A 13890-nucleotide genomic window follows, 5' to 3' on the forward strand; every position below is an offset into this window, starting at 1 on the left:
ATTATTTCGCAGCGCGAACAGTAGTCGTTTCGTTAATCCAACATTCAACTTTAAAGCTTGCTCCTTCTTGCAAATCATGGAAGAAAATTACATCCATCTGAGGGAAATGTTTAGAATAAGTCGCTATACGTTTGTTTGCTAACTCTGTTAATTCTGCATCTACTCTTTTAGCTTGATAATATTTATCTACTGCAGCCCAATAAGCTACTTTTTTAGTTAATTCATTAGTTCCGCATTTTGATGCAGAAGCTGCATAAAGATCTCCTATAAGGATATAAGACATTCCATCTGCAGGATTTAACGCAATTGCTTTACGAGCATAAGAGCGTGCTGTTATGTAATCATTAAGTTTATAATAAATTTTTCCTAAATCAGAATAAATATCTGCTTTTTCAAGAGGGTCTTCAATCATATCAACAGCATTAAGATAATACTTAGCTGCATCTTTATAGGCCTCTTTTTCGATATTCATTTTACCCATTAACATAGCAGACTCAGGAGTTGGTTCTGCATTATAAAGAGCTTCGGTTGAATTAAAAAACAAATCTGATTTTGTACATTTTTTCTTTTTTAAAATTTTAGTGATTTTGTTTAAAAGAACAATATCAGAAGGATTCGCTTCAAACTTTTTACTGTAAATTTTAACCAATACATCGCAAGTTGCATATGGCTCAAAGGTATTATTTATATTTCCTTTTACGTTTTCCCATTGCGATAAATATTTTGCTTTGTCTTTGTATTTAATTAAATTTTGATCAACAAGTGAGCTTATTTTATCGTAAGTATCAATAATTAATTCTTCATCGGCTTTGCCGGATTTTACCATTTTTATAGTGGCTCTAAAGTAATAAACCAAAGCAGCTGTAGACGACTTAGAGCCTTCCATTTCAACAGATTCTTTAAGAATATTATAAGCTTTCTCGCAACGTTCGGGCGCTAGCATAAATAAATCTATTCCCATCTTACCTTTTAAAGAGCCTATTTGACTTTTACCGGTTTTATAATGATTTGGGAAATATTTAATTCTTGCTTCATGAATCATCATTAAGGTGTCGAGATAAGCATTTTTCTCTTCATCATTAGTTGCTTTTTTTAGATAGTAACTCATGATCTTAAGCCCATTAACATAGGTGTTTTCCGATGCTATAGGACAGTTTAGAAATACCCATCTCCAATGCGGTATAAATTCGTTTACAATAGCGCTTTTATAATTAGATTTTTTCCATTGTTTAAATGCTTCTTGATATAAAGAAAGTTCAGTGATACATTTAACACTGTCGATTCCGTATTTACCCCCTTGAGTTTCAAATGAGGCAAGCTTTTCTTGAAAATTACCATTTACTTCCGTTTGAGCACCAAAAGCACTAACGCTCAAAATTAGCCCCAGAATTGACGATAAAATTTTAATTTTCATTGTGTGTAATTTATGTTATTAAAAATATTTTGCTTTTCTAAACCAGTTTTCTTTTATACTTATTCCCAATGCCACTTTAACAAAGCGCTCTTGGATTAAACTGTTTCCTACGGTTCCATTTTGTCCAATTTCTATGCCAAGATTTAGAATCGAAGCGCTTTTCCGCAAAGGTAAGCCAAATCCAACACTAATTGCATACTCTTCTATATCAGTATTATTAAAATTTATCCCCATTTTGTTATAACGTGCTCCAAAACGATAACGAATAAGTTTTAAATAAGACGATAAATTATTATTTGTTGGTATAAACTCTACTCCTACAGACGCTTTTATCTTATTATTATAATTATCTGACTCCCCTAAATAACTGAATGACTCCCAGTTATCGAACATAAAATCGGCAGCGATTAGAAGTTTGTTTTTCTTTTCCCAAGAAACGCCAAATCCGAAGGTGTACGGTAAACTAATTTCATTCTGAATTCCGGATCGAATATAAACAGTATCTACCCCTGATTCGTAACCAATTTGATCTCCTATAAAAGTAGTGGCTAAATAATCGGTTTCTACATTTAAGGTAGCTGTTGGAGTGTAAGTAGCTGCAAGCCCAAAGAAACTGTTTTTTCCTGTTGGAATAAAATATTGCAATCCAACAGAAAATTCGAATCCACTCAATAAGTCGCGCTCTGATAATCGAGAATTTACAAGATAAGCCGAATCGGGAAAGATTACTGTGTTTAGATGTTCTACACGACCAAAATAATAAGAAGAATTTATCCCTACAGATAATTTTTTATTTATTTTAAAAGCATTACCCCAATTTACTTTATCTAATCCTCCGGAACCAGAATATATTTTCCGACTCAAAACATTAATGTCGAGTATTTCATCGTTTTGCACCTCGTATCCAACATTACTAAAAGGAAGTAGAGCTAAACTACTTTTCCACCAATGTGTTATAGGAAATGCAAAAATTATATGATTAATTGAAGTATTACTCAAATCACTTGTCTGCTCGTTAGTGCGATAAGATGCCATTGTGCTTTGCAAACCCACACTTGCGACAAAAGAAAGGCTGTCAACACCTGTGTAAGATGCCGGATTACTTATATTGACGTAGAGATTACTCTTAACAGCTAAATTTGTTCCTCCCATTCCAAATGTACGAATATTGCCCTGTTGATAAACATCACCTATTCCGTAAAAGCTGTAAGGAGAAGTTGTTTGGTTCTGTGCTATTACCATAAACGGTAAAATAACAGCCGTAAGTAAAACTATTTGTTTAATATGTTTTATTGTCATTGTATTCTAGTATAAAATTCAAGCCTTGCAGCACTAAATTTTCAGCTGCAAAGATGTTATTTTTTAAGTTCTTATCAAAATATTTTAAGTCGCCTCCGGTAAATACCACCAAAATGTTAGAATACATTTCTTTGTAGCGATTTATAATTCCATCTACCTCGCTTAAAATGCCATTAATTACCCCTGAAAGTATGGCGTCTTCTGTGTTTTGTCCGGTAAGTATATTACTGTTTGAGAATGTAACTAATGGTAATTTATCTGTAAAATGATGTAATGATTTAAAACGCATTTTAATCCCCGGACTGATACTCCCGCCTAAATAAATACCATCACTTCTTAACATTTCGTAGGTAATGGTGCTCCCAGCATCAATAATAAGAACATCCTTTTGAGGATATAACTTTGCTGCTCCAACAGCAGCTGCAAGTCTGTCTTTTCCTAAAGTTTCAGGCGTTTTATATTTATTTTTAATGGGTATTGGTGTATTATGGTCAAGCTCAATAGTTTGAAATTCGGAATGCATACAATTTTTAAAGTCCTTATCTAAATCCACTACTGTAGCATAAATGGCTTTTTTAATCTTAGGGAAAAGTTTTTTTAGTGCAATCACATCTTTCTCATAAAGCTTTTCGCCTGAAGATTTGTAAATCAAATCTCCATTATCGAAAACGGCTAATTTATAGAGTGTATTCCCGAAATCAAGAATAAGGTTTTGCATATAAATATTGAAAATCTATGAGGAGCAAAAATACTCGTTTTTTAAGCAACGGAAGCTGTTTCGCTTATCTTTTATCATAAAAATTCTTAATTTGAATTTCCTTTTACTTTTAGTGAAGAAATAGTAAGAGCGTTGTTTTTTTTGGTAGTTTCAATTAAAAACTCCTTATTTGTTTGTATCATGCTTTTTATTTCTTTGATATATTTTTGACCTCGGGCTGAATAATCCTTAAGTCCATTTGCCATTGAAATAGCATCGGGTTGTTTATTATGCTTACGCTTAGTCGCTCTTTCTTTACGTAATAGACTAAATGCAGGATGAGAATTTAAGAAAAGCATATAAGATCTTATGCTTTGTTCAAGAGTTTCGAATTTTGCAACTTCATGAGTTTTACCTTCTTTTCTAGCTCTTGGAATAACACCACAACCGGGTTTAAAACACCATTGTCCATAAAGATTATTAGCTGCTCTAACAAAATAACTACTTCCCCATGAGGACTCTAATGCTGCTTGTACCAGAGCTAATTCTTGAGGTATAATATCCACTCTTAAGAGCAAGTCGTTATAAGTGTTCGTGTCCTGTAAATCAGTATTTTCACAACGATAATCTAAAATATATTTATTTAGTAAGGTAATATTTTCAGTGCTGAGAGTATCTTTTAATTTGAATATTTGATATTGCTCTTGTATAAACTGTCTTTGCTGAATAATTAGGCGGTTTTCTTTTTGAATAAGAGGCGTTAAAAAGCTAAAAAAAGCTTTTTTCTTCTGTTTAACATTTTTATAGGTGCTGAAATCAGGTAGAAGTGATGAAATGATTATGGTATTTTTAGTATCAGACTTAATAGAAACCTCTTTAGTTTCTTCTTTTTTTTGACTGAAAGAGGTGTTTGCTTTATTTTTTCCGGATATATTGTAGGTGTCTACGCTATCGATAGAAATAATTTTCTGTTTAGTTTTTTGTTTTTTGGGATTGCAAAAGCTCAGTATAATGCTGATAAACAGGAGAAAAGAAACTTTGGTTGAAAATAATAATACGGATTTTTTAAGTGGGGATTCTGTCATATAATGCAGCTATTGTTTTTGCTGCTGTAAAAATGCGCAAAATTTTTGAAAAAATATTGCTGGATTGAAAAAAGGGTTTAAATTTGCACTCGCAAACACTGCTGGCGTCGTAGCTCAGTTGGTAGAGCAGAGGACTGAAAATCCTTGTGTCACTGGTTCAATTCCAGTCGATGCCACTTTAAAAGCCCGGTTTTTTTAAATCGGGCTTTCTTATTTATTCTGTTTTAAGCATCTTACTTTCATTTTGTCGTTCTATTTGATTAACTTTGAGGTAGTATTTTTATAAATAGTCAAGTGTTTGTAGAGAGTGTTTGTATGTCATCTTACACAAACCGATAACAGTAGTCTTACATTTTCTACCTAACCGAGACGTAAAAACTATAGGCATATGAAAAAAATAATGGGTTTATTACTGGTTTTATCATCAATTTTTCTAATAACATCCTGTGTTAATGAAAAATCGCATGATAACGATATGGATAAAAAAGCAGCTGTTGATGTGACGCGAGAAAAATTAGAAATTTCTCAATTACTTGATAATTTAGCGGCTGCTACAGAAAGTGGTAATTTCGAAATGATTGAAAATATCTGGTGGACATCAGAAGATGTTTTATTAATAGGAACAGATAACGATCAAAAATTAGAAGGTTGGGAAGAAATAAGTGAAGCTATTAAAAAACAATTCAGAACTTTTGGGGAAACGCTAATTTCTATTACCGATCAAACAATTTGGTTAAATGATGATGCTACTATAGCCTGGTTCGCCGAAGAATTAAATTACAATTTTGTATTTGAAGAAAGAGCCATGACATATGAAGGAATACGTTTTACCGGAGTTATGCAGAAGATTGATGGAAAATGGCGTTTAGTACAACAGCATATGTCTATTCCTGCAATTCCCAAAATGGTTAAAACAAAATAGATTCATTTTTCTAAATAAATAATACTTTTAGAACTTTGTCTGTGTAAAAGCAAAGATTTTAGAGGATATAATTGATCATATTCTTGTTTCTTTGATAAATAACTTTCAGGTATGGCATGTTTTATATTTTCAGAACTAATAACCCGATATCTGTATTTAACATAGTCTAATATGTTCTCGTCGGGAAGCTGATCTAATAAGCCTTGCGATTTAGCATATCTAACAAGGTAGGGAGTTAAATTCGGTCGCTTTATTTTGGATTGACTGATTTTTAAAAAGTTCTTATGGTAAAACCTCTTCTTAACACCTAATGCTGCATAAAAAGCACGATTTAAACTGTTATCATCCGAAAAATCAAATTGGATAGAAAATTTGCCTTTTTTTGGATTAATATTGGTCTTTAAATTACTAATTCCATTTTGCTGCTCTAGTTTTTGTAATCCATCATCAAGTCTGCTTAAATCTATATTTTGTCCAATAGAATTGAATAAAAATCCTAAGCCATTATGTTTTAAGTAGAGGTGATATTCTCCTGACAAGTCAGTATTTATTTTAATCTCCTCAACGAGTTCAATACAGGAGGTAAAGCTAAAAGCTAAAATAAGCAGGGTAAATATTCTAAAAAATTTACGCATAATGTTTTTATTAAAAAAGCCCGACTCTAAATAGAATCAGGCTTTATTAAAAATATTTTAAAGTTACTGAATTAGTATCAATACTTTATTATTGAGCACTTCAACAACACCGCCTTTAATAGGGAAAAGAGCCTCTGTTTTATCGGCTTTTATCACTTTAAGTTCTCCTTGTTTTAATACCGAAATAATTGGTGCGTGATTTTCCAAGACTTCAAAAGAACCATCTATGCCCGGAAGCTTTATTAAACTAGCTTCTCCATCAAAAATGTTACTGTCAGGTGTTACAATTTGAAGGTTCATAATTATTTATTTTTGAGCTAATAATTTTTCGCCTTTTTCAATGGCCTCTTCAATAGTTCCGACAAGGTTGAAAGCTGCTTCGGGATATTTATCTACTTCGCCGTCCATTATCATATTAAATCCTTTGATTGTATCTTCTAAAGAAACAAACTTACCTTCGAGACCGGTAAATTGAGTCGCTACGAAGAAAGGTTGTGATAAGAAACGTTGAACACGACGAGCACGGTGTACTACCAGCTTATCTTCTTCAGAAAGCTCGTCCATTCCTAAAATGGCAATAATATCTTGAAGTTCTTTATAACGTTGCAGTAATTCTTTTACACGTTGAGCGGTATTGTAATGTGCATCGCCAACAACATCAGGAGAGAGAATACGAGATGTAGAATCCAACGGATCTACAGCAGGATAAATACCTAATTCTGCAATTTTCCGGTTCAATACCGTTGTTGCATCAAGGTGAGCAAATGTAGTTGCAGGAGCAGGGTCAGTCAAGTCATCCGCAGGAACATATACCGCTTGTACAGAAGTAATGGAACCGCGTTTTGTAGATGTAATACGTTCTTGCATTAATCCCATTTCAGTAGCTAAAGTAGGTTGGTAACCAACAGCAGAAGGCATACGACCAAGCAAAGCTGAAACTTCAGAACCTGCTTGTGTAAAACGGAAAATATTATCGATAAAGAATAAAATATCGTTACCTGTTGGTTGGCCAACACCATCACGGAAATATTCGGCAACGGTTAAGCCAGAAAGGGCAACACGAGCACGAGCTCCAGGAGGTTCGTTCATCTGACCGAACACTAAAGTAACTTGCGATTCTTTCATCTTGTCCATATCAACTTTAGAAAGATCCCATCCGCCTTCTTCCATATCTTTGCTAAACTCTTCGCCGTAATTGATAATGCCAGCTTCAATCATCTCACGTAAAAGATCGTTACCTTCACGGGTACGTTCTCCAACACCAGCAAAAACGGATTGGCCTTTGTAGTTCTTAGCAATATTATTTATAAGTTCTTGGATAATAACCGTTTTGCCAACACCGGCTCCGCCAAATAAACCAATTTTACCACCTTTAGAATAAGGCTCTATCAAATCTATAACCTTAATTCCCGTTAATAAAATTTCTTTAGATGTTGAAAGCTCTTCAAATTTAGGTGGCTCACGGTGAATAGGGTAAGAACTGTCGGTTTTAATACTTGGTAATCCATCAATTGTCTCACCAATAACATTAAATAAACGACCTTTAATATCTTCGCCAACGGGCATTGAAATAGGTTTTCCGGTAGATACAACTTCCATTCCACGATGAAGACCATCAGTAGAATCCATTGCAATTGCACGAATAGTATTTTCTCCAATATCTTGTTGAGCTTCTATAACAATAACATGACCATTTTCATTGGTTATTGTTAAAGCGTCATAAATATTAGGAAGATATTCTACTTGATCAAAAGTAACATCGATAACTGGTCCGATGATTTGGGAGATTTTCCCTACAGCCTTATTCTCCATGTATTTTCTGTTAAAATTCTGCGCAAATATAAGATAATCTGACTGATAATCTTTGGAGAGATTGATTTTTTTATATTTTTTAATCTTTTCATCCCAAATCAATTAAAAGAATTTTGCTTGTCGTATTTTAATACCTTTGTTTCCTTTATTTTAATTATTTAATATTTTGAACGTTTATAAAAAAAGCAAACCCTTTTTCCCAATATTATTTTGGCTTTGGCTATTTTTAATTTTGTTTTTGATGGTCAAGCCTTTTGATGCGGAATCTAATCTTAATTTTACGTGTTTGGATAAGATAGTCCATTTTACACTGTTTTTAATTTTAGGATTTTTATATATTACTCCTAAATTTGATGCAGGAACATTATCCCAAATTATATTAAAAAATAAGAGCGCTTATTTTTTAATATTTTTTACCTTGTCGATAGAATTTGTTCAGTTATTCTTGACTTACCGCTCATTCGATATTTTTGATATCATGATGAATGTAATAGGATTAATAAGTGGAATTACATTAGGATGGTTTATGGGTGTTCTTGGTGCTTAGAAATTGGGGCGTAATTTTAAATCAATTTGTGATGATATTTGAAAATAGGGTTCAATTCGAAAATTGAACCCTATGAGAATTTCAGTTTGTACGTTTTATGCGATAGAGTCTTTAAAATTGATAATGGTTTAAAAACGGCTTAGTCTTTTTCCCCTTTAAATAAATCTTTTTTCTCGGTTTTTTCTACCTCATCGTGGTTCTTTAATGTTTTGGATACTGCGGTATAGGGTCCTGTAATAACTTCTTGACCGAGTTCAACACCTTCTAAAATTTGAATAATGCTGTTATCTTGTATTCCTGTTTTTACAGCAACCATTTCGGCTTTGCCGTCAACATACAAGAAAACATATTCTTTGATTACTTTTTTAGAAGTAGATTGTCCCTTTTCTTCTTCTTTCTTTTCTTCACGCTTTTCTCGGGCTGATTTTAGACGACCTGTAGTATCGGCACGCGTAGTAACTGCTGCAATCGGAACTGCTATTACATCGCTTTCTGTATTTGTTTGTATATCGACAGATGCTGACATTCCCGGACGGAAAGGAGAATACGACGGGTCATTTTCAGGAACTAAATCTTGATAAGAATCACTTAGGATTCTAATTTTTACGTCAAAATTTGTTACTTGATCGGCACTGGTTCCTGTGGTATTTGCTGATGTTGCAATTTCAGTCACCAAGCCTTTAAACTCTCTATTCAAATAAGCGTCAACCTCAATTAAAGTGGTATCGCCAAGATGTACACGTACAATATCATTTTCGCTAACTTCAACATTTACTTCCATATTGTTAAGGTTTGCAATACGCATTAATTCGGTACCTGCAGAAAACTGAGAAGCTCCTTGAACGCGTTCTCCTCGTTCTACGTTTAGCTTAGAAACGGTTCCGTCTTGCGGAGCATAAACAGCAGTTCTATTTAAATTTTCTTTAGCTTCACGTAAAGAAGCGGCAGAACTTTTTACTTGAAATTCGGATGATTTTAATGTTTGTTCAGCAGCATCAACACGAGCTTTGGAAACATCAAAAGTTGATTTAATTCTTTCCATATCAGAATTTGAAATCACTTTCTTTTTCCAAAGAGCCATATTACGATCGTAATCTAATTTATTTTTAATGAATTCTGCTTTTGCTGAAGCAAGATTGGCACGAGCATTGGCTTCGGAGGCTTTTTGAGAATTTAAGCCGGCTTCGGAACGTTCGTAAGCCGCAATATATTGTTCAGGATCTATTTTGGCTAATAGCTGTCCTTTTTTAACCATGTCTCCTTCTAAAACGGTTAGTTCAATTACTTCGCCCGAAATAAAAGGGCTTACCTTAATATCTTTTTCAGGTTGAATTTTTCCATTTGCAGTAACCGTTTCGATAATAGTGGCAGTCATAACTTTTTCAACGGTTACTTTGGTAGAATCGACTTTGCCTAATTTTCCATTCTTCTTTAGAACAGCTAAAACAATGATTATAATAACCAAAGCACCGCCTAACCAATAAATTAACTTATTATTCATTCTTTTAGTTTTGTTAATTATGATATGATTTGTTTTAAAACTTCAATGGAATGCCCATATAGAAGTCGAGTATTTTTGTTTTGAAAATGTAATCGTATTTTGCACGTAGCAGATCAGATTCTGATTGAGTTAATCTTGATTTTGCTAAGTTGTAATCAACTGAGTTTAACATCCCTAAAGTAAACTTTTCTTCGGTATATTTAAATGCTTCTTTTAGGGATTTTACTGTTGCTTTGTTTGCATGATAAGTTTTGTATGCCGCTATAGCATCAAAATATTTCTGTTCTATACTTTTTCGTAAAGTATTTTTGGTCAGCTCCAAATTAAATTTACTATTTAGGTTTTGAATTTGTGCTTGCTTTATACGTGTTGTAGTTTGATATGCATTAAAAATAGGAACGTTTAAAGAAAGGGTAAGATATTCGCTTATATTGTCGGAAATCTGATCCCAAAATGCCATAACAGGTGAGTTAGGATCGGTAAAATCTATAAGTTTAGAATCAATATAGTTGGTATTAAGTCCTCCACGAAGTGATAGAGAAGGATAGGCAGCTCCTTTGGCAATCATAATATTTCTTGAAGAGCTAAGTACATCTAACTCCGCTCTCTTAATTTCCGGCATAAAGTTTACGGCATTTGCATAAACTTGTTCTGATGGTATAACGGAGAGCTCATCATTGATAGAAATATCAGGGCGTTCTATTTCAAATTCTTCATTAGCTGATAGATCTAATATCTGTAGTAAGTCAAGATAAGACAGGCTTAAATTATTATCTGCTCTTATTACATTTACCTCTTCCATTAAACCTTGCGCTTCAATTTCTAATAAATCTCCTTTAGGTAATATTCCTGCTTCAACAAGATTTTTTGTTCTTTCTATTTGTTGTTTTGTGACATCGGCCTGATTTTGAGCAACAATCAGCATTTCGTGGTTGAATAAAATATTTAGATAAGCTCCCGTTAACTGCAGGGCAATGTCATTTGCTATTTTTTCTGAATCGTAAAGGCTGGAACTATATGCAAGTTCATTCTGTTTTACGGTATTAATCTTTTGAAATCCTCCAAAAATAGTTAGTCCGCTATTTACTCCAAAACTGGAGCTCATATTATTGGTGTTGATATAAGTATTAGTTACAGGATCAATAGATCGTCCCCAATTATAATTTAAAGATGATGTGCCGTTTAAGGATGGAGCAAATTCAAATTTACTTTGTTTTAAATTTGCCTGAATAGATTCTATCTGTAATTTGCTCTGTTTAATCTGAATATTATTTTCAAAAGCGTAGTTTATGCAATCTTCTAAAGTCCAAATTTTTTGAGCGAAAATAGTGCTTATACTTAAGGCAAAAACTAAAAAGAAGCTTGAGATTATATGAGAGTTTACTTTAAAAGGGGTCATAGTTTATGTTTTCTATCAACTTACTAAATTAAGAATTTTTAAGTCTCTACGTGTATTTTTTTTAGAAATAAGCTAAAAATATGCCAAATAGAACTGTAACCCTTTATTAGTAGTTAATAATTTGTTGTTGATTTATAGACGGTATCAAATATGATAGGTTACAAATCAAAAAAAATATTTTATATAAAAGGAACGATAATTTTTAAGTTTAATTGTGTCAGCTAATTAGTAAGTTGCACCCTCTGATATCACTATTGTCAAATCTGCCAAGTATTTCAAATTCTTGATTAGAATGGACTTTTCCTAAATCTTTTGTTTCTATAAATGACATGGAATAAATATTTGCCAAATCGATGATATTTATTCCTCCACTCAGACTATTTGGCAGTATTTCAAAAGGATCATTAATATCTCGAATAAGAATTTTCATCCAACCGGGAGTTTTGAAAATGCCTTTTCCTTTTGAATAAGCCTGAGATAATAATTCGGTCATTCCGTATTCTGAATGAATATTTTTGATTCCAAAACCTAGTTGTAGCTCTTGGTGTAAGTCTTCTCTTATCATTTCTTTTCGCCGCCCTTTCATTCCTCCTGTTTCCATTATTATGGTATTCTTCAGTTGGAACTTTTTTGTATTAATTAAATCGAGTAGGGCATAAGAAACGCCAAGTAAAAGTATTTTTTGTCCTTGAGCATCTAAAAAACTTAATTTTTCAGAAAGTTCTTCGATATTATTAAGATAGAAACCGCTATTCTTGTTTTTGCTATCGCGAATAAGTTTATTTGCCATATAAACAAGTGAGGAATCTCCGTTTTCAATATAGGAAGGTAGTAAAGCTAGGATACAATAATCTTTAACTGAGCCGTAAAATTGCTCAAATCCTTTTGTAAAAGAAGTTTCGTAGAGTTTTAAATTTTGAACAAAGTGTTGGCTGCGACCAAAAGATGTGGTTCCGCTACTTTTAAAAATTGCTTGAGAATTTCCTGTCGATAAATTGTGCGTTTTAAAAAATGATATAGGTAGAAACGGTATTTTTGAATAATGGTCAATTGATTTTGGGTTTACTCGAATGGAATTAACAAACTGCTGATAAACGTCGATATTGTTATATTGATATTGAAAAGCTGTTAAACACATTTTATTGAATGTATCTTCATTATCAATATCAAATAGTTTCTCGATGTAATCGTTTAATTTCATTGATGCAAATATACGGCAGGAAAATTAGATTTTGGGTTTTAGCAAAATATCAGACACAAAAAAAGCCGTCAATATTTTTATTGACAGCTTTTTTGTGGGTATAACAAATTAGTTAATACCTAATTTCTTTTTAACTAAAGGCAATACATTAATACCTCCATCAGAATAAAGAATGATTTGTTCATTTCCGTTTAGGATATAAGTAAATCCGTTTTCTTTACCAACAGCTTTAATAGCATTTTGAATACGATCAATTAAAGGTTGGGTTAGTTCCATTTGCTTATTTTGAATTTCGTATTGTGCTTGTTTGTTGAATGCTTCAATTCGTTGTTGAAGATCTAATATTTCTTTTTCTTTAGTTTGCTTGATAATTTGCGACATAGTAGCCTGTGTAGCCTGATAATCGTTTACTTTTGATTCATATTCAGTTTGCATTGCTTTTAATTGCGATTCTAAAGAAGCAACATGTGCTTGCAATTTTGTGTTTATTGAATCTTGTCCTGGCATTAAACTAACAATTTGTGCAAAATCAATATAACCGATTTTAACATTGCTTTGAGCTTGAGCACTAACACTAGCCACAAACAATACAATTACTACAAGAGCTTTTAAAATATTTTTCATTTTTTTTGAATTAAATTTCGTTTATTTTCTTTCTAAACCTCCACATTTTGCGCTTGTTTCGGTATCAACAGGGCGCAAATTTATAGTTTTATCTTAAATAAATGGAACTTTTTAAGTTTTTTTATTAATTATTACCTTTAGTATTGTAGTTATAGCCAAGTTCTTTAAGTACTTCATCGCTAATATCCAAGTTTGAATTGGAAAATAACATACTTGCACCCGATGATTTGTCGAAAACAATACCGTAATTTTTTAGATTGGCAATTTTTTCAATAGCGTTATAAACGCGCTCTTGAATAGGAAGTATTAATTCTTCTCGTTTCTTAAAAAGCTTACCTTCTTGTCCGAATATATCTTCCTGAAATTTTTTCACTTCTCTTTCTTTAGAGATAATTTCATCTTCTCTTTTGCGTTTCATATCCTCAGGAAGTAAAACAGCATCGGCTTGATATTTCCTGTACATTTTATCTATTTCACCAAATTTTTGTTCAATATCGGCTTGCCATTCTTCGGCAAACTCGTCTAATTGGTTTTGTGCATCTTGGTATTCGGGGATATTTTGTAAGATATAATCACTGTCAACATAAGCAAACTTTTGAGAATAAGCAAAAGTAACGCTAGTAAACAAGAAAGCTAATAATAGGCTGATTTTTAATTTTCTACGTGTTTTCATTGTTTTGAATTTTTTATTAAACTTTTGTTTTCAAAGCGATATCCATGCTTTGTAAAAAAGATGAATTCCAAAACTATGCCA

The 13890-nt window shown here is 32.6% G+C and carries 14 protein-coding genes and 1 tRNA gene; 3 read left to right on the forward strand and 12 right to left on the reverse strand.

All coding sequences use genetic code 11. The features are described 5' to 3' along the window. Position 1: 1 nt before the first annotated feature. The 4 genes from J7K39_04160 to J7K39_04175 all read right to left on the reverse strand — a co-directional run bounded on the left by J7K39_04160 (position 2) and on the right by J7K39_04175 (position 4495). A complete protein-coding gene (locus J7K39_04160; protein ID MCD6179078.1) occupies positions 2 to 1414 on the reverse strand; it encodes a tetratricopeptide repeat protein in 1413 nt (470 codons plus the stop codon). Positions 1415 to 1432: 18 nt separating this feature from the next. After that, positions 1433 to 2713, reverse strand: coding sequence for a hypothetical protein (locus J7K39_04165; GenBank protein ID MCD6179079.1), 1281 nt, complete (start codon positions 2711 to 2713; stop codon positions 1433 to 1435). Continuing rightward, complete coding sequence (locus J7K39_04170; GenBank protein ID MCD6179080.1) at positions 2694 to 3431, reverse strand: type III pantothenate kinase; 738 nt, start codon at positions 3429 to 3431, stop codon at positions 2694 to 2696. Before J7K39_04170 ends, J7K39_04165 begins: the two co-directional genes overlap by 20 nt. Before the next feature lie 86 nt (positions 3432 to 3517). Next, positions 3518 to 4495: a glucosaminidase domain-containing protein gene (locus J7K39_04175; protein MCD6179081.1), complete on the reverse strand. Its 978-nt coding sequence runs from the start codon at positions 4493 to 4495 to the stop codon at positions 3518 to 3520. A gap of 103 nt (positions 4496 to 4598) precedes the next feature. On the opposite strand from J7K39_04175, the gene J7K39_04180 reads away from it, so the two are divergent. After that, positions 4599 to 4671 (forward strand) — tRNA-Phe (locus J7K39_04180). A 212-nt stretch (positions 4672 to 4883) separates the two neighbouring features. Continuing rightward, positions 4884 to 5417 carry a nuclear transport factor 2 family protein gene (locus J7K39_04185; GenBank protein ID MCD6179082.1) on the forward strand — a complete coding sequence of 178 codons (534 nt, stop codon included), beginning with the start codon at positions 4884 to 4886 and terminating at the stop codon, positions 5415 to 5417. A 2-nt stretch (positions 5418 to 5419) separates the two neighbouring features. On the opposite strand, the gene J7K39_04190 is transcribed toward J7K39_04185, so the two are convergent. The 3 genes from J7K39_04190 to J7K39_04200 all read right to left on the reverse strand — a co-directional run bounded on the left by J7K39_04190 (position 5420) and on the right by J7K39_04200 (position 7864). Beyond that, a complete protein-coding gene (locus tag J7K39_04190; protein MCD6179083.1) occupies positions 5420 to 6052 on the reverse strand; it encodes a hypothetical protein in 633 nt (210 codons plus the stop codon). Positions 6053 to 6115: 63 nt separating this feature from the next. Beyond that, positions 6116 to 6352 (reverse strand): ATP synthase F1 subunit epsilon, encoded by a 237-nt coding sequence (gene atpC, locus J7K39_04195; protein ID MCD6179084.1) that lies wholly within the window; start codon positions 6350 to 6352, stop codon positions 6116 to 6118. A 6-nt stretch (positions 6353 to 6358) separates the two neighbouring features. Next, positions 6359 to 7864, reverse strand: a complete 1506-nt coding sequence (locus J7K39_04200; GenBank protein ID MCD6179085.1) for a F0F1 ATP synthase subunit beta — start codon at positions 7862 to 7864, stop codon at positions 6359 to 6361. A 286-nt stretch (positions 7865 to 8150) separates the two neighbouring features. On the opposite strand from J7K39_04200, the gene J7K39_04205 reads away from it, so the two are divergent. Then, the gene (locus J7K39_04205) at positions 8151 to 8411 is read left to right on the forward strand and encodes a VanZ family protein (protein ID MCD6179086.1); all 261 of its coding nucleotides are present in this window, start codon (positions 8151 to 8153) and stop codon (positions 8409 to 8411) included. Positions 8412 to 8550: 139 nt separating this feature from the next. On the opposite strand, the gene J7K39_04210 is transcribed toward J7K39_04205, so the two are convergent. The 5 genes from J7K39_04210 to J7K39_04230 all read right to left on the reverse strand — a co-directional run bounded on the left by J7K39_04210 (position 8551) and on the right by J7K39_04230 (position 13809). After that, positions 8551 to 9912 carry an efflux RND transporter periplasmic adaptor subunit gene (locus tag J7K39_04210; GenBank protein ID MCD6179087.1) on the reverse strand — a complete coding sequence of 454 codons (1362 nt, stop codon included), beginning with the start codon at positions 9910 to 9912 and terminating at the stop codon, positions 8551 to 8553. A gap of 34 nt (positions 9913 to 9946) precedes the next feature. Further along, the gene (locus tag J7K39_04215) at positions 9947 to 11311 is read right to left on the reverse strand and encodes a TolC family protein (protein ID MCD6179088.1); all 1365 of its coding nucleotides are present in this window, start codon (positions 11309 to 11311) and stop codon (positions 9947 to 9949) included. A 217-nt stretch (positions 11312 to 11528) separates the two neighbouring features. After that, positions 11529 to 12512, reverse strand: coding sequence for an acyltransferase (locus J7K39_04220; protein ID MCD6179089.1), 984 nt, complete (start codon positions 12510 to 12512; stop codon positions 11529 to 11531). 108 nt (positions 12513 to 12620) lie between these two features. Then, the gene (locus J7K39_04225) at positions 12621 to 13136 is read right to left on the reverse strand and encodes an OmpH family outer membrane protein (GenBank protein ID MCD6179090.1); all 516 of its coding nucleotides are present in this window, start codon (positions 13134 to 13136) and stop codon (positions 12621 to 12623) included. A gap of 124 nt (positions 13137 to 13260) precedes the next feature. Beyond that, positions 13261 to 13809, reverse strand: a complete 549-nt coding sequence (locus J7K39_04230) for an OmpH family outer membrane protein (protein ID MCD6179091.1) — start codon at positions 13807 to 13809, stop codon at positions 13261 to 13263. Between the last annotated feature and the right edge of the window lie 81 nt (positions 13810 to 13890).

The sequence above is a fragment of the Bacteroidales bacterium genome (assembly GCA_021157585.1).
GTDB lineage: Bacteria > Bacteroidota > Bacteroidia > Bacteroidales > UBA12170 > UBA12170.

Coding starts and splice junctions, on each gene's coding strand:
- J7K39_04165 (MCD6179079.1), bottom strand. CDS start 2,713: ATGACAATAAAACATATTAAACAAATAGTTTTACTTACGGCTGTTATT.
- J7K39_04230 (MCD6179091.1), bottom strand. CDS start 13,809: ATGAAAACACGTAGAAAATTAAAAATCAGCCTATTATTAGCTTTCTTG.
- J7K39_04190 (MCD6179083.1), bottom strand. CDS start 6,052: ATGCGTAAATTTTTTAGAATATTTACCCTGCTTATTTTAGCTTTTAGC.
- J7K39_04215 (MCD6179088.1), bottom strand. CDS start 11,311: ATGACCCCTTTTAAAGTAAACTCTCATATAATCTCAAGCTTCTTTTTA.
- J7K39_04170 (MCD6179080.1), bottom strand. CDS start 3,431: ATGCAAAACCTTATTCTTGATTTCGGGAATACACTCTATAAATTAGCC.
- J7K39_04220 (MCD6179089.1), bottom strand. CDS start 12,512: ATGAAATTAAACGATTACATCGAGAAACTATTTGATATTGATAATGAA.
- J7K39_04175 (MCD6179081.1), bottom strand. CDS start 4,495: ATGACAGAATCCCCACTTAAAAAATCCGTATTATTATTTTCAACCAAA.
- J7K39_04160 (MCD6179078.1), bottom strand. CDS start 1,414: ATGAAAATTAAAATTTTATCGTCAATTCTGGGGCTAATTTTGAGCGTT.
- J7K39_04185 (MCD6179082.1), top strand. CDS start 4,884: ATGAAAAAAATAATGGGTTTATTACTGGTTTTATCATCAATTTTTCTA.
- J7K39_04200 (MCD6179085.1), bottom strand. CDS start 7,864: ATGGAGAATAAGGCTGTAGGGAAAATCTCCCAAATCATCGGACCAGTT.
- J7K39_04210 (MCD6179087.1), bottom strand. CDS start 9,912: ATGAATAATAAGTTAATTTATTGGTTAGGCGGTGCTTTGGTTATTATA.
- J7K39_04225 (MCD6179090.1), bottom strand. CDS start 13,136: ATGAAAAATATTTTAAAAGCTCTTGTAGTAATTGTATTGTTTGTGGCT.
- atpC (MCD6179084.1), bottom strand. CDS start 6,352: ATGAACCTTCAAATTGTAACACCTGACAGTAACATTTTTGATGGAGAA.